The 18,230-nt window shown below is 64.7% G+C and carries 8 protein-coding genes; 5 read left to right on the top strand and 3 right to left on the bottom strand.

The features are described 5' to 3' along the window. Positions 1 to 73: 73 nt before the first annotated feature. From pvdM to CQ041_RS21800, 3 genes are read left to right on the top strand one after another with little or no spacing between them, the layout of a single operon-like run. Positions 74 to 1,423 carry a pyoverdine-tailoring dipeptidase-like protein PvdM gene (pvdM, locus tag CQ041_RS21810; RefSeq protein WP_105523727.1) on the top strand — a complete coding sequence of 450 codons (1,350 nt, stop codon included), beginning with the start codon at positions 74 to 76 and terminating at the stop codon, positions 1,421 to 1,423. A gap of 19 nt (positions 1,424 to 1,442) precedes the next feature. Next, complete coding sequence (locus CQ041_RS21805) at positions 1,443 to 2,714, top strand: aminotransferase class V-fold PLP-dependent enzyme (RefSeq protein WP_105523728.1); 1,272 nt, start codon at positions 1,443 to 1,445, stop codon at positions 2,712 to 2,714. 33 nt (positions 2,715 to 2,747) lie between these two features. After that, positions 2,748 to 3,620 carry a formylglycine-generating enzyme family protein gene (locus CQ041_RS21800; RefSeq protein WP_105523729.1) on the top strand — a complete coding sequence of 291 codons (873 nt, stop codon included), beginning with the start codon at positions 2,748 to 2,750 and terminating at the stop codon, positions 3,618 to 3,620. 86 nt (positions 3,621 to 3,706) lie between these two features. On the opposite strand, the gene CQ041_RS21795 is transcribed toward CQ041_RS21800, so the two are convergent. After that, complete coding sequence (locus CQ041_RS21795; RefSeq protein ID WP_105523730.1) at positions 3,707 to 4,537, bottom strand: N(5)-hydroxyornithine transformylase PvdF; 831 nt, start codon at positions 4,535 to 4,537, stop codon at positions 3,707 to 3,709. 201 nt (positions 4,538 to 4,738) lie between these two features. Between CQ041_RS21795 and CQ041_RS21790 the strand changes: the two genes are divergently transcribed. Then, complete coding sequence (locus tag CQ041_RS21790; RefSeq protein ID WP_105523731.1) at positions 4,739 to 6,391, top strand: cyclic peptide export ABC transporter; 1,653 nt, start codon at positions 4,739 to 4,741, stop codon at positions 6,389 to 6,391. Between the two features lie 112 nt (positions 6,392 to 6,503). After that, positions 6,504 to 8,933 (top strand): TonB-dependent siderophore receptor, encoded by a 2,430-nt coding sequence (locus tag CQ041_RS21785; protein ID WP_256586862.1) that lies wholly within the window; start codon positions 6,504 to 6,506, stop codon positions 8,931 to 8,933. 19 nt (positions 8,934 to 8,952) lie between these two features. On the opposite strand, the gene CQ041_RS21780 is transcribed toward CQ041_RS21785, so the two are convergent. Both CQ041_RS21780 and CQ041_RS21775 read right to left on the bottom strand, forming a co-directional pair. Then, positions 8,953 to 13,062 (bottom strand): amino acid adenylation domain-containing protein, encoded by a 4,110-nt coding sequence (locus tag CQ041_RS21780; protein WP_105523733.1) that lies wholly within the window; start codon positions 13,060 to 13,062, stop codon positions 8,953 to 8,955. After that, on the bottom strand, positions 13,062 to 18,230 hold a 5,169-nt coding region (locus CQ041_RS21775; protein ID WP_146116876.1), incomplete at its 5' end, for a non-ribosomal peptide synthetase. The genes CQ041_RS21780 and CQ041_RS21775, both read right to left, overlap by 1 nt.

Raw genomic sequence — 18,230 nt, 5'->3', positions numbered from 1 at the left:
CGCGCCACCTAAATTTCCCCGCCCATCGCTCGTTCTTCCCTGATAGCGAAGGCCTCAACTGACTGAGATGGCAATGACGAAACCACGTTCGAAAAAGGCGCTGTACATCGGCCTGCCCCTGGCACTGGCCATCGGCGCCGGGGCCGGCTTCCTGGTCTGGAATCACTGGTTCAAGGGCAACGCCGGCTACCCGCTGGCGGTGATCAAGCAGGCCAACGAGATGCAGGACCGGTTGTTGTCGTTCGACAGCCATATCACCGTGCCCGTGGACTTTGGCACCGCCGGCAATGAAGTCGACAAGGATGGCGAAGGCCAGTTCGACCTGGCCAAGGCCGCACGCGGGCGTTTGTCCGGCGCTGCGCTGACGATATTCGGCTGGCCGGAAATCTGGAACGGGCCCAACGCCCCCCACAAGCCCACCGAAGGTTTTGTCGAGGCCGCGCGCCACGAACAGGAAGTGCGCTTCAAGATCATCAGCGCCATGGTCCGCGACTATCCCAACCAAGTCGCCATCGCCTACACCCCGGAGGATTTCCGGCGCCTGCATGGCGAGGGAAAGTTCGCGATTTTCATCAGCATGCTCAACGCCTACCCCCTGGGCAACGACCTGAACCAGCTGGACCTGTGGGCCGCACGCGGCATGCGCATGTTCGGTTTCAGCTATGTGGGCAACAATGCCTGGTCGGACTCGTCGCGGCCGCTGCCGTTTTTCAATGATTCGGTGGATGCCCTCGACGGGCTGTCGGACATCGGCAAGCAGGCGGTGCAGCGTCTCAACGACCTGGGGGTGATCATCGATGTGTCGCAGATGTCCACCAAGGCCCTGGAGCAAGTGGCGCAGTTGAGCCGCACGCCGATGGTGGCGTCCCACTCGGCGCCTCGGGCGGCGGTGGATATCCCGCGCAACCTCAGCGACAAGGAACTGCAACTGATCAAGCGCAGCGGTGGCGTGGTGCAGATCGTGGGGTTCTCCGCGTACCTGCGCCCGCTCAGCCAGCCGACCCAGGACAAACTCAACACCCTGCGTGCCCGCTTCGACTTGCCGCCGCTGCCGAACCAGGCGGTGGCGCTGATGCCAGGCGACCCGATCATTGCCGCCTGGCCCGAGCATCGGTTCGGCGAGTACGCCAGCGCGCTGTACGCGATTCTCGATGAAGAACCCAAGGCCACCCTCAAGGACCTGGGCGACGCCATCGACTACACCGTGCGCAAGATCGGCATCGACCATGTCGGCCTGTCGTCGGACTTCAACGACGGCGGCGGCGTGACGGGCTGGAACAATGTGGGCGAGATCCGCAACGTCACCGCCGAACTGATCCAGCGCGGCTACTCCGAGGCTGATATCGCCAAGCTGTGGGGAGGCAACTTCCTGCGGGTGTGGGATCAGGTACAACAATCCGCCAAGCCCTTGGCCAACCGTTAATCATCTGCGAAGCCTGTCCATGACCGACCGCCGTACCTTTCTCAAGCAGGCCGGGGTATTGGCCGCCAGCCTGCCCCTGGGCGCCAGCCTGTTGCCCCAGGCCAGCGCCGCCACTGTCACGAACGACCCATGGACGGGGCTCAAGCAACTGTTCAACCAAGACCCGAACTACCTGCATTTTTCCAACTTCCTCGTGGCCTCGCACCCCAAGCCGGTGCGCGATGCCATCGAACGCTACCGCGCGCAGATCGACCGCAACCCCGGCCTGGCCATGGACTGGGACCTGCAGGAAACCTGGAAGCGCGAAGGCCAGGTGCGCGAATGGGCAGGTCGCTACCTCAAGGCCACCGCGCCGCAGATCGCGCTGACCGGCAGCACCTCCGAAGGCCTGGCGATGATCTATGGCGGCATCCAGGTACGGCCGGACCAGGAGATCCTGACGACGGTGCATGAGCATTACGCCACCCAGAACGTGCTGGATTTTCGGGTGCGCAAGCAAGGCACCCAGGTGCGCCGTATCCCGCTGTTTCAGCGCGCCAACCGGGTGTCCGCCGATGAGGTGCTGGGCAACATCCAGCAGAACATCCGCCCCAATACCCGCGTACTCGGCATGACCTGGGTGCAATCGGGCAGCGGCGTGAAGCTGCCCATCGGCGAGATCGGCACGCTGGTGGCCGAGCACAACCGCAACCGTGATGACAAGGACCGCATCCTCTACGTGGTGGACGGCGTACACGGGTTCGGTGTGGAAAACCTCGATTTTCCGGACATGCGCTGCGACTTTTTTATCGCCGGGACCCACAAGTGGATGTTCGGCCCGCGCGGCACCGGGCTGGTCTGTGCCCGCGACGCCGAGAACCGCTACGTCACGCCGATGGTGCCGACCTTCTCCGAAGACAAGGACTTCGCCACCACCATGACCCCGGGTGGCTACCACGCCTTCGAGCATCGCTGGGCGGTGGACGAAGCGTTCAAGCTGCACCTGCAATTGGGCAAGGCGCAGGTGCAGGCGCGCATCCATCAGCTCAATACCGAGTTGAAAGACCAGTTACTGGCCCGCGCCGACATCGAACTCGTCACCCCGCGCAGCGCGGCGTTGTCCGCTGGCTTCACGTTCTTCCGGGTCAAGGGTCGGCAGAGCGACGCCGTCGCCGCCTACATGCTCAAAAACCGCGTGGTGATCGATGCGGTCGAGCGCGATGCCGGTCCGGTGATCCGCACAGCCCCAGGCCTGCTCAATTCTTCCGATGAAATCCAGCGCTTCATGACGCTGCTGGGTCAGCAGGCATGACGCCCCTTTTTTCCTTTTGAACGCGAGGCTCCGATGAATCCATCTCCGTTAAGACCCCTTAGCACCCTGGCCCTGACCGTCCTGTGCGGCGCGCTGTTGCCCGGCCTGGCCCAGGCGGCCGCGCCGCAACCGGGCAAGGTGTTCAAGGACTGCAAGGACTGCCCGGAAATGGTGGTGTTGCCCGCTGGCACCTTCACCATGGGCACGCCGGACGATGAAGTGGGCCGCGAGCCCGATGAAGGTCCGATGCACGATGTGACCTTCGCCAAGCCGTTTGCCATGAGCCGCTTCCACATCACCGCTGGCGAGTGGGACAGCTACGTGCGCCAGGCCGGGGTAAAGATCGCCAACGGCGACACCCGCCCCGGCCGCGAATGCATCGCCAGCAAGCCCCGCTACCCCCAGGGCTCGCGCCAGCCGGCAGTGTGCATGGACATGGATGACATCAAGCAGTACGTGGCCTGGCTGTCGAAAAAGACTGGCCAGCAGTACCACATGGTCAGCGAATCCCAACGCGAATACGCCGCACGCGCCGGCTCCACCGGGCCGTTTCCGTTCCCGTTCGACGAGGGCAAGGGCTACAGCATCGCCCAGCATGCCAACACCTACGGCCCGGCCGATGGCTACAGCTACTCATCCCCAGTGGGCAGCTACCCGCCGAATGCGTTTGGCATGTACGACATGCACGGCAACGTCTACGAGCGAGTCGCCGACTGCGAACACCCGAACTACCACGGTGCACCTGCCGACGGCAGCGCGTGGGCAGAGCCCGACTGCAAGGGCTACATGATCCGGGGCAACGACTGGGGCGAAGCACCCGTGTTCTCACGCTCGGGCAACCGCAACACCATCTACCCGCAGACGCGCGGGGACTGGATAGGATTCCGTGTGGTGCGCGACCTCTGAAGACGCAGGAACCCCCTATTTTCAACACAGCCGCTATCCAGTGCAGGAGCGGGCTAACCTGCTCCTACACTTGAATCGTGTGCGCTTTAGAGGCCCTTCTGGGCCAGTAAGGCCAGGCCTTCATGCAGCGCCGGGAACAGGCTGTTGTTGAAGTTGTTCCAGCGCAACTCGAGGATGGTGTCGTCGGCTGCGATCTCGGTCTTGAGCACGTCGTGGAACACTTCGCCGGAATCGATGCCGTTGTCCACGTAGTGGAACGACGCGCCAGTCAGGTACAGCGGTTCGGAGGGGACGGTGGCCTTGGTGGCCCAGTCCACCACGGTTTGGCCGCGGGCGCCGTAGAGGGCGTTCCAGGTGGCGTAGGCGCCGCGGCGCTCGTAGGGCGATTCGATGCGGGTGATGCCGGGGTGGATGTTCATGATACGTCGCGCAAACGGCGCACCCGGGCGCACCAGTTCATCGAGGATCACCAGCAGGCCGTCGAGCACCACGATGTCGGCCTTCAATTCCACCAGCGTATCGTGCAGGCGGCGTTCGAAATCCTGCTTACCGGCACGATGTTCCGCACTGCCGCGTGGCAGGCGCCGATAGGTCGACGGCACACTCAGCAGCAGCTCATTGACCAGGCGCCCCTGCACCCGCAGATCGGCCGGGTACAGCCACTGGCGGCCGGGCGTGTAGGCAAATCCATAGTCGGCCACCAACTGCTGGTCGCGCGGGTTCTGCGCGTCATCGTCATACACCACGCCCACCAGGTTGTAGACCTCGCCCAGCGGCGTGTCGTTGAGCGCGCCCGCGAGGGATTCCAGCACCGACATCATGTAGCGCTCATGGTCCTTGTAGGCCACCGGCTGCCCCGCCTTGTCGGCGGCGGCATTGCGCAGCGACCACACGTACACCAGGTTTTTTTTCGTCATTGTCTCGCTCTCACTGGATAGCTCCGGCACGCGCCCATACGCGTGCGCCTACACCACAAGAACGAACCAGGCGCCGCGCAATTTATCCGCCACCGACGCCGCTGGGCACACCGCGCTAAATCGCTGCGCCGGTGCTTCGTTTGTCATGGGTAAGGGTCTGTGTGCCCAGCCCCCGTTTCATTCACTTTCCGGGAAGTATTTATGACCGACCCCAAGCGCGGCGCCTTCAAAGGCCTGCTCGCATTGCTCAGGCCCTTTCGCACCATCATGACGATCTCCGTCACCCTGGGCATGGCCGGCGGCCTGGCGATCACCTTGTTGCTGGCGACCATCAACAAGGCCCTGCACTCCTCCACCGGCATGACCCAGGGTGTGATCCTGACCTTTGCCGCCCTGTGCGTGCTCGCGTTGATCAGCTCCATCGTGTCGGACATCGGCACCAACTATGTGGGCCAGCGCATCATTGCCGCGCTGCGCAAGGAACTCGGCGAAAAAGTGCTGTCGGCACCCATCGAGCAAATCGAGCGCTACCGCACCCACAAACTGATCCCGGTGCTGACACACGACGTCGACACCATCAGCGACTTTTCCTTTTCCTTCACCCCACTGGCCATCGCTTCCACGGTCACCCTGGGTTGCCTTGGCTACCTGGCATACCTGTCCGTGCCGATGTTCCTGATGATGGTCGTGGCCATCGTGATCGGCACGTCCGTGCAGTACGTGGCCCGGTCAGCCGGTATCAAGGGCTTCGAAGCGGCCCGCGACCAGGAAGACGAGCTGCAGCGTTACTACAGCGCCATCGCCTCCGGCGCCAAGGAGCTGCGCATGCACCGGCCGCGCCGCTACCGCATGAACACCCACCGCATCCAGGCCACCGCCGACCGCATCAGCGATATCCAGGTGCGCTCGGTGAACATCTTCATCGTCGCCAAGACCTTCGGCTCGATGCTGTTCTTCGTGGTGATTGGCCTGGCCCTGGCGTTCCAGGCGTACAACCCCAACCCCGACCCGGCGGTGATCACCGGTTTCGTCCTGGTATTGCTGTACATGAAAGGGCCGCTGGAGCACGTGGTGACCGCGCTGCCGATTGTCAGCCGAGCGCAGATCGCCTTCTCGCGGATCGCCGAACTGTCCGAGCGTTTCTCGTCCCCCGAGCCGCACCTGCTGCTCGAAGACAGCGAAGCGCCAAAACCGGTGGTCCACAGCCTGGAACTGCGCGGCGTGAGCTACAGCCCGCCACCGGTGGAAGGCAGCGCGCCGTTCCACCTGGGACCGATCAACCTGAGCATCAAGCAAGGCGATATCGTGTTTATCGTCGGCGAGAACGGCTGTGGCAAAACCACGCTGATCAAGTTGCTGCTGGGGCTTTACCCGCCGCAATCCGGTGAGATCCACCTCAATGGCGACGCCGTGATCGCCCCCACCCGCGACGATTACCGCCAGTTGTTCACCACGGTGTTTGCCGACTACTACCTGTTCGACGACCTGGTGCAGGGCGGCGGCCAACAATCGCTGGACAGCGCCGCGCAGTACCTGGACCGCCTGGAGATCGCGCACAAAGTCACGATCAAGGACGGCGCCTTCAGCACCACCGACCTGTCCACCGGGCAGCGCAAGCGCCTGGCCCTGGTCAACGCGTGGCTGGAAGAACGCCCGGTGCTGGTGTTCGATGAATGGGCCGCCGACCAGGACCCGGCCTTCCGCCGGATCTTCTACACCGAGCTGCTGCCGGACCTCAAGCGCCTGGGCAAGACCATCATCGTCATCAGCCACGACGACCGTTACTTCGACATCGCCGACCAACTCGTGCGCCTGCGCGCGGGCAAGGTGGTGCACGAAATGGAACCTGCGTAAGTTCTCTGCTCCGGTTTGACCCGGCAGCCAGGCTACAGTTGTGTCAATGAGAAACCACCTCAATAAACACCTGTAGACTGTCTGCCTGAAAAACCTCCAAGAGAACGCCTCCATGTCTGTTCGACTCGGTCTCGGTCCCCTGCACAAGGCGCTGTGCATGCGCCAGGCCCTGAGCCTCCACTTGAAGCCGTGCGCGCTGGCCCTGGCAGTCTCGCTGCCGGTGGCCGGGTACGCGCAGGCCCAGGAGATCGAAATCGACATTCCCGCGCAGCCGTTGGGCACGGCGTTGCAGGCGTTCGGCAACCAGGCCAACCTGCAAGTGCTTTACAACCCGGCCGATGTGCAAGGCAAACGCAGCAATGCAGTGAAGGGCAAGCTTGTCCCCACTCAGGCCATCGCCATCTTGCTCAAGGGCAGCGGCATTCACTTCAATCTGGAAGGCAACGCCCTCAGCGTCACGGCGGGCGGTATCGATACATTGGAGCTGGGCGCTACGTCAGTGACGGCCAACCAATTAGGCACGGTGACCGAAGGCTCGGGTTCGTATACACCCGGTACCATCGCCACCGCCACACGGATGGTGCTGACCCCACGGGAGACCCCGCAGTCGATCTCGGTCATCACCCGCCAGCACATGGACGACTTTGCGCTCACCTCCATCGACGATGTGATGCGCCACACGCCGGGCATCACCCTGTCGCGGCTGGACAGCGAGCGCACCGACTACTACGCACGCGGTTTCTTGATCGAGAACTTCCAGTACGACGGCATCCCCACCCTGCGCAACGCCGCTTACTCCTCGGGCCAGACCCTCAGCGACATGGCGATCTACGACCGCGTAGAAGTGCTCAAGGGGGCCACGGGCCTGTTGGCAGGCGCCGGGGCTCCAGGGGCAACGCTCAACCTGATCCGCAAAAAACCTACCCGGGACTTCAGGGCCAGCCTCGACCTGGGGGCCGGCAGCTGGGACAACTACCGCTCCCAGGTCGACGTCAGCGGCCCGCTGACCCCCAGCGGCAACCTGCGCGGGCGGGCGGTCGCTGCGTACCAGGACAAGCACGCGTTCATGGACCGCTACGAGCGCAAGACCCACGTGTACTTTGCCTCGCTCGAAGCCGACCTCAGCGAGGACACCCTGCTGACCCTGGGCTTCGACTACCAGAACAGCAATCCATCCGGCGCGGGCTGGGCCGGCAGCCGCCCGTTGTTCGATCGCAGCGGCAACCGCATCCACGTCAAGCGCTCGTTCAACAATGGCGCCAAGTGGAGCAGCTGGGAGCAATACACCCAAAGCGCATTCGCCACCCTGGAGCACGGTTTTTCCAACGGCTGGGTGCTCAAGGGCCAATACACCCACCAGTTCAGCGGCTATGACGCGCCGCTCGGGGCCATCCAGAACGGGCCGTTCACCGCCACCGGCCTGTCGACGCTCTACGCCAACAAACTCACCGGCGATACCCGCGCCGATGCCGGCGATGTCTACGCCAGCGGGCCGTTCAATCTGGGCGGCCGGGAACACGAACTGGTGGTCGGCGCCTCGGCGTCGAATTCCCACTGGGTGGGCAAAAACTACGAATCACCGATTCACGTCAATGGGCGCGTCATCGACTTCTGGCACTTCGACGGCAACTTCCCGGAACCCAACTGGGGCGCGGTCACCAGCCGGTTCGATGAAACCACCCGGCAAACCGCCGGCTACGCGACGGCGCGCTTCAACCTCACGGATGACCTGAATGTGTTCGTCGGCAGTCGCGTGGCCAATTATTGGCTGACCGGTGACAGCCACTCCACCGAAACCGGGAAGCTGGTGCCTTACCTTGGGGTCACCTACGACCTCGACGACAGCTTCACCGCCTACGCCAACTACACGGCCATCTTTTACCCGCAGACCGCCCGCGACCGCGACAACCAGGTGCTGGAACCGGACGAAGGCAAGAACTACGAGCTGGGAATCAAGGGCGAATTCTTCAATGGCGGGCTGAACACCAGCCTGGCCTATTTCGAGGTGCATGAGAGCAACCGCGCGGAGGCCGATGCCGAATACAACGCCAACCCTACCAACCTGGCGATCACCGAGGCCTCACGGGGCATCAAGGCCAAGACCAAAGGCGTGGAAGCCGAGCTGTCCGGAGAGCTGGCCCCCGGCTGGCAAGCCCAGGCTGGTTATACCCACAAAGTCATTCGCGACGAACACGGTGAAAAAGCCTCGACCCTGGAGCCCCAGGACCAACTGAGTTTTTTTACCTCGTACCGGCTCGCCGGATCCCTGGACCGCCTGACCCTCGGCGGCGGCGCGCGCTGGCAAGGCAACACCTGGCGCCAGGTGTACAACGCCGGCCTGTCACGCTCCGAAGTCATCCATCAGCCCGCCTACTGGCTGTTCGATGCAATGGCCAAATACCAGTTCACCGACCACCTCTCCACGACCCTGAACATCAATAACCTGTTCGACAAGGCCTACCTGACCAACATCGGCTTCTTCAACACCGGCTACTACGGCGACCCGCGCAACCTGATGCTGACGACGCGCTGGGACTTCTGATCCCAGGCGCCTATCGGCACTAGTGCCGGGCCCCCTTGAGGGCTTCGACGAACGACGCCACGAAGTCAGGGTTGTCGACGATCCGGTCATGGCTGGTCTCCACCACCACCGAGGCCGCAACCCCATGGCCAACGCCCGCTTCCAGCGCAGTGCGGATCACCTGGCGATCCGCTTCGGTCTTGCTGAGGGCCGCCCACCAGCAACTGACCGGCGCCACGATGGGCACGTAGGCCGCGTCCTTCAAGCGTTCGTCCAGGGTCAGTTTCAACGCCCACGACACCTCCAGCTCGCCGCCCTGCTGCAACTCGGTGCGCAGGCTCGCGAATGTCTCGCCGAGGGCCGACTCTGCCCATTCGCACAACGCCGGCCAGTGTTGATCGGCCGCCGTGCCTGAGTGCTCGATATCCTCCCAGGCCTGTGCAATCGCCTGTGCAGCATCGGGAAACATCACCGTCAGCAGCTCCACCCGGCGCTCCACAAGACTCTCGGCAACGGTGGCAACCTGCGGTTTTTCCCGCGCCCAAAACGCCGTGACGTGCAGCGGCGGCGGCGCGTCGATACAGCCGACGAACGCCACCTCGGCGCCTCGCGCTTCCAGATAACCGGCCACCTGCAACGCCAGGTTGCCACCCAGCGACCAGCCCCCGAGGTAGTACGGCCCCTGCGGCTGAGCGGCGAGGATCTGCTGCCCGTAGTCTTCGACCATGCGCTCCCAGGCCGGTACTTCGCCCAGCGGGTCGACCAGCGCGCGGCAGATCACGCCGCGTACCGGCATGTCCTGACGCAGCGCCATGGCCAGCGCCTTGTAGCAATGCGCCGAGCCGAAACTGGGGTGGAACAGGAACAACGCAGGGCCGTCCGGATGGCCATTGAGGTCGACGATCAGCGACGGTGCTTGCGGCGCATCGGCGGCCAGCGCCCTGACGGTGGGACGCGTCATCAGTTGGTTGACCGTGAGCGTCAAGCCGCACTGGGTCGCCAGGCGTTCCTTGACCAGCAACAGCAGCAACGAATGCCCACCCAATTCGAAGAAGTTATCGTCAAGGCCCACGCATTCGACACCGAGCACGTCCTGCCAGACCTGGGCGACCTGGCGCTCCAGCGGCGAGTGCGGCGGCGCATACGCGCGTTGTAGGGTGACGGCGTCGGGACGCGGCAGCGCCTTGCGCTCCAGCTTGCCGTTGGGACTCAGCGGCATGCGCTCCAGCACCACCCACTGGGCCGGCACCATAAAGGCCGGCAGCTGCGCCGCCAGATGGGCGCCGAGGCTCTCACGCCAGTGCGCCGGCGCGTCGTCGAGCACCACATAGCCGACCAAGTGCGTGCCATCCACGGCCAATACGGCCGCTTCGCGCACATCAGGGTGCTCCAGCAAGCGCGCCTCGATCTCACCCAATTCGATGCGCAGGCCACGCAGCTTGACCTGATGGTCGATGCGCCCGGCGTACTCGATCACCCCATCCGGCCGATACCGCGCGAGGTCGCCGGTCCGGTACATGCGCTCGCCGCGCGCGAACGGGCTGGCGACAAAACGTTCGGCCGTCAGCAGCGGGCGCCGATGATAACCCCGCGCCAGCCCTTGGCCGGTCAGGTACAGCTCGCCCAATACGCCTACCGGTACCGGTTCCAGGGTGCCGTCGAGGATGTGGCAGCCGAGGTTGGCGATGGGTTTGCCGATCGGCACGGCGTCCTTGCCTTCGTCGACGCAGGTCCAGTGGGTCACGTCGATGGCCGCTTCCGTGGGGCCGTAAAGGTTGTAGAGGTTGGCCTGGGGCAGTTTCGCGAACACCTGTTGCTGCGCGTCCACAGGCAGCGCCTCGCCGCTGCAGACGATGCGCTGCAGACTGGCGCAGCGACTCACCTGGCTGTGTTGCAGGAAGGCTTGCAACATCGACGGCACAAAATGCAGCGTCGTGACGGCTTCACGGGTGATCAGCTCCACCAGTTTCGCCGGGTCACGGTGATCGCCAGGCGCGGCCATCACCAGCCGTGCACCACTGAGCAACGGCCAGAAAAATTCCCACACCGAGACATCGAAACTGAACGGGGTTTTCTGCAGCACCGTGTCGCTGCCGTCGAGGGCATAGGCCTGTTGCATCCAGCACAGGCGGTTGGCCAGCGCCGCGTGGCTGTTGCCGGCGCCCTTGGGTTTGCCGGTGGAACCGGAGGTGTAGATCACATAGGCCAGGTTCGCAGCGCTGAGTTCGACGTCGGGGTTGGCGGCGCTGTAGCCCTGCAGCCAGGCGTCGTCGCGGTCCAGGTCGATGCGCAGCAGGCTGTCGGCGGCCGGCAGGCGCAGGTGCGACTGGCTCAACACCAGGCCGACCCCGCTGTCCTCCAGCATGTAGGCCTGGCGCTCGGCGGGGTATTCCGGGTCGACGGGCACATACGCACCGCCGGCCTTGAGAACCGCCATGAGCGCGACAACCATTTCCACGGAACGCTCCATGGCCACGCCGACCAAACTGTCCGGGCCCACGCCGCGCTCGATCAAGGCATGCGCCAGGCGGTTGGCGCAGGCGTTCAGGGCCGCGTAGCTCAGTTGCGTGGTGCCAAACACCAGCGCCGGCTGCTCCGGGCTGCGCGCGGCGTGGGCTTCAAAAGCACGGTGCACGGGCTGCTCAAGGGGGTAATCGGTGGCGGTGGCGTTCCAATCGTCGACGAGCTGCGCGCGCTCATCGGCGTCCAGTATCGCCAGCGAGTCGATCAACGCCTCGGGCGTCGCCAGCATGCCGCTCAACAGGCGCTGCCAGTGACGGCCCATGCGCTCGACGGTGGCGGCGTCGAACAGGTCGGTGGCGTAGCCGAATGACGCCTGGATACCCGAGGCCTCCTCGGAAACGTTCAAGCTGAGATCAAACTGCGCGGTGCGGCTCTCCCAGTCCAGGCCCTCCAGCACCAGGCTGGATGTTTGCGCTTCACTCGCGTTGCCGGTGCCCCGGTTCTGGTGGTTGAACATCACCTGGAACAATGGGCTGTAGCTCAAGCTGCGCTCCGGGCGCAGCGCTTCCACCAGTTGTTCGAACGGCAAATCCTGATGGGCCTGGGCCTCGAGGACCCGCTGGCGCGCCTGGCGCAATAGCGTCAGCCCAGTGGTGCCCTCGTCCAGATCCGCCTTGAGCACCTGGGTGTTGACGAAGAAGCCGATCAGGCGCTGGGTTTCCACGCGGTTGCGATTGGCGGTCGGTACGCCGACACGGATGTCCTGCTGCCCGCTGTAGCGATACAACAGCGCCTGGAACGATGCCAGCAGCAGCATGAATGAGGTGGCGCCTTCGCGCTGGGCCAGCGCTTTTATCCGGGCCGCCATCGCACCGTCGAGCGTCAGGTCCAGGGAGGCGCCGCGAAAACGCTGAACGGCCGGGCGCGGCCGGTCCAGGGGCAGCTCCAGCACCGGCTGGCTACCGCCGAGCAACTCGCGCCAATAGTGCAGTTGACGCTCCTTTTCACCGGCTTCCATCCAGCTGCGTTGCCACAGGGCGTAGTCCGCGTACTGGATCGGCAAGGCCGGCAGGTCGATCTGATGGCCACGGCTGAGGGCGGTATAGCCCTGCACCACTTCCTCGACCATGACCTGCATCGAGCCGCCGTCCGAGATGATGTGGTGCTGCACCAGCACCAGCACGTGGTCGTGCTCGGCCAGGCGCAACAGGCGAATGCGCAGCAGCGGGCCGCGTTCCAGGTCGAAGGGCCGGGCTATCTCCTGCTCGACCCGCGCCTTCAGCTGGCTTTCTTCAATGGGCTCGGGCATCAATTCCAGCGGGTACGCGGGCAACACCTCCTGTTGCATGCCCTCGCCGACACGAATAAACCGCGTCCGCAGGCTCTCATGCCGAGCGACCAGGTGTTCGAAGCTCCGCTGCAACGCGGCGATGTCCAGGCTGCCCTTGAGCCGCAGGGCGCTGGGGATGTGGTAGGCCGCGCTCTGCGGGTCCAACTGCCAGAGAAACCACTGGCGCTCCTGGGCATAGGACAACGGCAGGGCCTTGGCCTCAAGCCGCACCTCGGGAATGGGCAGGTTGGCCGGCGACACGCCCTCCTGCAGCATCCGTTGCAGATAGACTTTGCGCTGTTCAAGCGGCAGCGCGATAAAGCGCTGCATGATTTTGCGGGCCATCTGGCTATCCATTACACCTCCTCCATTTCGTCGAGGAGCGAATCCAGGAACGACAGTTTTTCCGTGCTGACGCCACTGCCCTGCGCGTGCAGATGGTCCGCCAGTTGCTTGAGCTGCGCATGCTGGAACAGCTCATGCACGCTGATCTTCACGCCCAGCTCCAATTGAATGCGCGACATCACGTTGATCACCAGCAGCGAATGCCCGCCACGTTCGAAGAAGTTGTCGTTCAAGCCCACTTGCCCGACCTCCAGCACGTCCTGCCAGATGGCCGCCAGCTGCTGTTCCAGCGCGCTCTGCGGGGCGAGGTATTCGCCTTGGGCGACCTGCTGCTCAGGCTCCGGCAACGCCTTGCGATCCAGTTTGCCGCTGGGGCTCAGCGGCATCCGGACCAGGCGCACAAAGTGCTTGGGCACCATGTAGTCGGGCAACTGGGCGTGCAGCGCATCGCGCAGTGCCTGGCCGTGCTCGGCGGGCTCCGGTGCCGTTGGATGGGCAACGTAGTAACCGATCAACTGGCCGCCGCCACTGCCGGCGCGCAGGATCACCTCGGCCTGGGCGACATCGGCGTGTTGCAGCAGCAACGCACCGATCTCTTCCAGCTCCACGCGAAAGCCACGAATCTTGATCTGTTGGTCCAGGCGGCCCAGGTACTCCAGGGCGCCATCAGCCGACCAGCGCACGCGGTCGCCGGTGCGGTACAGACGCGCACCCGCAGCGCCCAACGGGTCAGCGACGAAGCGCTCGGCCGACAAGCCTGGGCGCCCGAGATAACCGCGCGCCAGCCCCTCGCCGCCCACATACAACTCGCCGGCAACGCCCGCCGGCACCGGGTTGAGCGCGGCGTCCAGCACTCGGCACACGCCATTGTCCAATGGCTGGCCAATCGGCGAGCGCGCCCCGTCCTCCAGGGAGCACGGCCACCACGTCGCGTTGATCGTGGTTTCAGTCGGCCCGTAGCGGTTGTGCAACACCACGCCGGGCAGGGTCCGCAGGATCTGGTCGCGCAGCTCGGCGCTCAGCGCTTCGCCACCGGAGAACAGGCGCCGCACAGCGGTGCACTGGGCCACGCCGGGGGTGTCCATGAACAATTGCAGCAACGAGGGGATGAAGTGCAGCGTGGTCACGCGATGTGCCTGGATCAACTCCAGCAGGCGCATCGGGTCCCGGTGTTCGCCCGGCGCCGCAATCACCAGTTGGCTGCCGCTGATCAACGGCCAGAAGCATTCCCACACCGACACGTCGAAACTCACCGGGGCCTTTTGCAGCAGCACGTCGTCGGCCTGCAAGCGGTAGGTGTCCTGCATCCACGCCAGGCGCTGGACCAACGCCGCGTGGGTGACCCCCACGCCCTTGGGGTTGCCGGTGGTGCCGGAGGTGTAGATCACGTACATCAGGTTCTCGCCGTCCACGGCCACCTGTGGATCACTGTCGTCGCCCGCCGCCAGCCAGGCCGGGTCTCCTTGCAGGCTCAGGCACTGCACGCCGTCGGGCAGCGGCAGCTGTTGTGGCGACTGGGTCAGCAGCCATTTCACGCCATTGTCCTTGAGCATGTAGGCCAGGCGTTCCTGCGGGTAGTCCGCGTCCAGCGGCACGTAGGCGCCACCGGCCTTGAGGATCGCCAGCAGCCCCGCGAGCATGTCGAACGAACGCTCCATCGCGATGGCCACCAAGGCGTCCGGGCCAACGCCCTGGGCGATCAACCCATGTGCCAGGCGGTTGGCCCGACGGTTCAGCGCGTCGAAGCTCAACCGTTGATCGCCGAAGACCACGGCGGTGGCCTGCGGGGTGCGTCGCACCTGCTGCTCGAACTGTTGCTGCACAGGGCTGAACGGGAAGGAATTGACCACGCCGTTGCCTTGGGCCAGCAGCGCCTGGTGCTCGGGCTCGCTCAACAACGTCAATTGCGCCAGCGGCGCCTGAGGCTTCGCCACCAGCGCCAACAGCAGGTGCAACAGGTGCTGGTTGAGGCGCACGATGGTCGGGGCGTCCACCTCGGCCAGGTCATAGGTGTAGTGCAGGCTCAGCGTCTCGCCGACGCCGACGGCAATCGACAACGGGTAGTGGGTCTGCTCGCGGCTGTTCACATTGCCAAAGCGCACGCCCAGCGGGGCGCCCTGCTCCAGCACCTCGGACACCGGGTAGTTTTCGAACACCAGGATGCTGTCGAACAGCGCTTCACCGCCCAGCCCGGCCCAGCGTTGCAGCTCGAACAAGGGCGTGTGTTCGTGTTCGCGCAAGGCCACGTTCTGCTGCTGGATCTGCTGCAACCACTGCGCCGCGAGCATTTCCGGACGCGGCGTGGCGACCACGGGCAAGGTGTTGATGAACAACCCGACCTGCTGTTCCACACCGCGCAAGTCTGCCGGACGCCCCGAGACCGTGGCGCCGAACGCCACCGTGGTCTGCCCGGTATAGCGTTGCAACAGCAGCAGCCAGGCCGATTGCACCAGGGTGTTGAGGGTGATTTTCTGACCCTGGGCAAAGGCCTTGAGGCGCGCCATGTGTGCAGCATCCAGGTCCAGCGCGTACTCGCCCAGGCCCGACGCCGTGCGGTCCGGGTTGCGAGGCAGCGCCTGGAACAGGCGTGTCGGCTCGTCCAGCAGGGCCAGTTGCGGCTTCCAGAAGGCTTCGCGCAGGGTCTTGTCCTGGCCTTGCAGCCAGGCGATAAAGTCGCGATAACGCGAGACCTGCGGCTGCGGCGCGTGGCCGGCGTAACGCTCCAGCACCTCGCCGAGCAATTGGGAACTGCTCCAGCCGTCCATGAGGATATGGTGGCTGGTGTAGATCAGGTGGCAGCGTTGCGGGCCGGTATGGGCCAGGGCGATTCGGATCAGCGGCGGCCGCTCCAGGTCGAAACCCTGCAGGCGTTGAGTCTCGGCCAGACGGTCCAGGCGCTGTGGCTGCCCGTCGGTTTCTGTGCACTCGACCTCGATGAACGGAAACTGGGCGTGGCGATGCACCACTTGCAGCGGGTGCTCCAGGCTGCCATGCAGGATGAAGCCGGTGCGCAGAATGTCATGGTTGTCCAGCGCAGCCTGCCAGGCATCGCGGAAACGCGGGACGTCCAGGCCTTCGACGTCGACGCGCATCTGGTTCACGTAATCCCCCGCCTGCGGCTCATACAGGGCATGGAACAACATGCCCTGCTGCAACGGCACCAATGGGTAGACATCATCAACGGCTGCCAGCGCAAACTGGTCCAACTGCGCCTGGGTGAGCGCCGCCAGCGGGAAGTCCGACGGCGTCACGCCCTGGTGGGCCGACCGGCAGCAATGTTCGATCAACTGCTCAAGCTCCAGCGCATAGGCATCGGCCAGGCGTTGCACGGTCGCTTCGCTGAACATCTCACGGCTGAAGCTCCAGCTCAGGGTCAGCTCACCGCCGAAGACCTGGCCGTTGATTTCCAGCCAGTTGCCCAACAGCGCATGCTCGCTCTGTTCGGCCCCGGCCTCCTCCCCCGTCGGGGTAAAGAACGCCTGTTCGGCATCATCGGCAAAGGTGCCGTCGAACTGGCCCAGGTAGTTGAAGGTGATGCGCGGTTGCGCCAGCCCGCTCAACACGCGCTGCGCCTGTTCGTCCCCCAGGTAACGCAGTGCACCAAAGCCAATGCCTTTGTCCGGCACGGCGCGCAGTTGCTCCTTGATGCCCTTGATCGAGTCCGCCAGGCTCGCCGCCGGCCGCAGCGCCAGCGGGTACATGCTGGTGAACCAGCCGACGGTGCGGGTCAGGTCCATGTCATCGAACAGGTCTTCACGCCCATGCCCTTCCAGCTTGACCAGCAGTGAATCGCCGCCCGTCCAGCGCGTGATGACGCGGGACAAGGCGGTCAGCAGCAGGTCGTTGACCTGGGTGCGATACGCCGCCGGTGCCTCCTGCAACAGCCGACGGGTGAAAGACGGGTCGAGGTGGGTGTTGACTGAAATGGCCAATGCATTGTGCAGCGCCCCGTGCGGGTTATCACACGGCAGGTCGGCGTCGGCACCGTGCAATTGGGCCTGCCAGAAGCGCAGTTCCTCTTGCAGCGCCGGGCTTTGCGCATGGGCCTGCAAGCGCTTGGCCCACGCGTGGGTCGAGCTGGTCTTGGCCGGCAGTTTGATCGCCTGGCCGTTCTGCAGTTGGGTGTAGGCGGTTTGCAGATCTTCCAGCAGGATCCGCCACGACACGCCGTCCACCACCAGGTGATGGATCACCAACAGCAGCCGCTGGGTCCCGTCCGGCAGCGCCACCAGCACCGCGCGCAGCAAGGGTCCGGCGCCCAGGTCGAGGCTGCGCTGGGCTTGCTGGCCGAGAGGTTCGAGGGCGTCGACACTGTCCACATTGGCTTGCCAGAGCAGGCTGTCGATGGCTTCAACCCCGTGATAGCGGGCCTGCCAGTTGCCCGACGCCTGGCTGAAGCGCAGGCGCAGTGCGTCGTGATGCTCGATCAGCGCCAACAGCGCGGTGTTCAACAGCGGGCCATCCAGGCGCACGCCGGGGCGCAGCACCACGGATTGGTTCCAGTGGTGGCGCTCGGCGATATCTTCCTGGAAAAAGTATTGATGGATCGGCAGCAACAACGCCTCACCGCTGACCAAGCCCTGATCGATGACCAGCCCCTGCCCGCCGAGTGTGGCGACGGCGGCCAGGCTCTGCACGGTCTGATGCTGGAACAGGTCTTTGGGGGTGAAGCGAACACCGGCCTGGCGTGCGCGGCTGACCACCTGGATCGAGATGATGGAGTCGCCACCCAGCTCGAAGAAGTTGTCGTTCAAGCCCACGCGCGGCAGGCGCAGCACATCGGCCCAGATCGCGGCGATCTGCTGTTCCAGCGCATTTTGCGGCGCCACATAGGCCTGTTGCAGTTGGCTGATATCCGGCTGCGGCAGGTTGCGGCGGTCGAGCTTGCCGTTGGGGGTCAGCGGCATCTGCGCGAGGAACATGAAGTGCGCCGGCACCATGTAGTCCGGCAGGCGTGCCTTGAGCGCAATGCGCAGGGCATCACGTAGCCCGGCCTCGTTGACCTGGGCCGCTGCTGGCACCACATAGGCCACCAGTTGCTTGCCACTTGGGCCTTCCTGAGCCACGACGACGGTTTCACCGACGTTGTCCTGCTCACGCAGACGCGCTTCGATCTCGCCCAGTTCGATACGGAAACCACGGATTTTCACCTGGTGGTCGACACGGCCGAGGTAGTCCAC

Source organism: Pseudomonas sp. MYb60 (genome assembly GCF_002979555.1).
Taxonomy (GTDB): Bacteria; Pseudomonadota; Gammaproteobacteria; order Pseudomonadales; family Pseudomonadaceae; genus Aquipseudomonas.
The sequence above is the reverse complement of the archived record's forward strand: the minus strand, read 5'-3'. Positions and strand labels throughout refer to the sequence as shown.

Bases quoted from the DNA above. Each gene is read 5' to 3' on its own strand.
- pvdM (WP_105523727.1), top strand. From the start codon at position 74: ATGACGAAACCACGTTCGAAAAAGGCGCTGTACATCGGCCTGCCCCTG.
- CQ041_RS21790 (WP_105523731.1), top strand. From the start codon at position 4,739: ATGACCGACCCCAAGCGCGGCGCCTTCAAAGGCCTGCTCGCATTGCTC.
- CQ041_RS21785 (WP_256586862.1), top strand. From the start codon at position 6,504: ATGTCTGTTCGACTCGGTCTCGGTCCCCTGCACAAGGCGCTGTGCATG.
- CQ041_RS21805 (WP_105523728.1), top strand. From the start codon at position 1,443: ATGACCGACCGCCGTACCTTTCTCAAGCAGGCCGGGGTATTGGCCGCC.
- CQ041_RS21780 (WP_105523733.1), bottom strand. From the start codon at position 13,062: ATGGATAGCCAGATGGCCCGCAAAATCATGCAGCGCTTTATCGCGCTG.
- CQ041_RS21795 (WP_105523730.1), bottom strand. From the start codon at position 4,537: ATGACGAAAAAAAACCTGGTGTACGTGTGGTCGCTGCGCAATGCCGCC.
- CQ041_RS21800 (WP_105523729.1), top strand. From the start codon at position 2,748: ATGAATCCATCTCCGTTAAGACCCCTTAGCACCCTGGCCCTGACCGTC.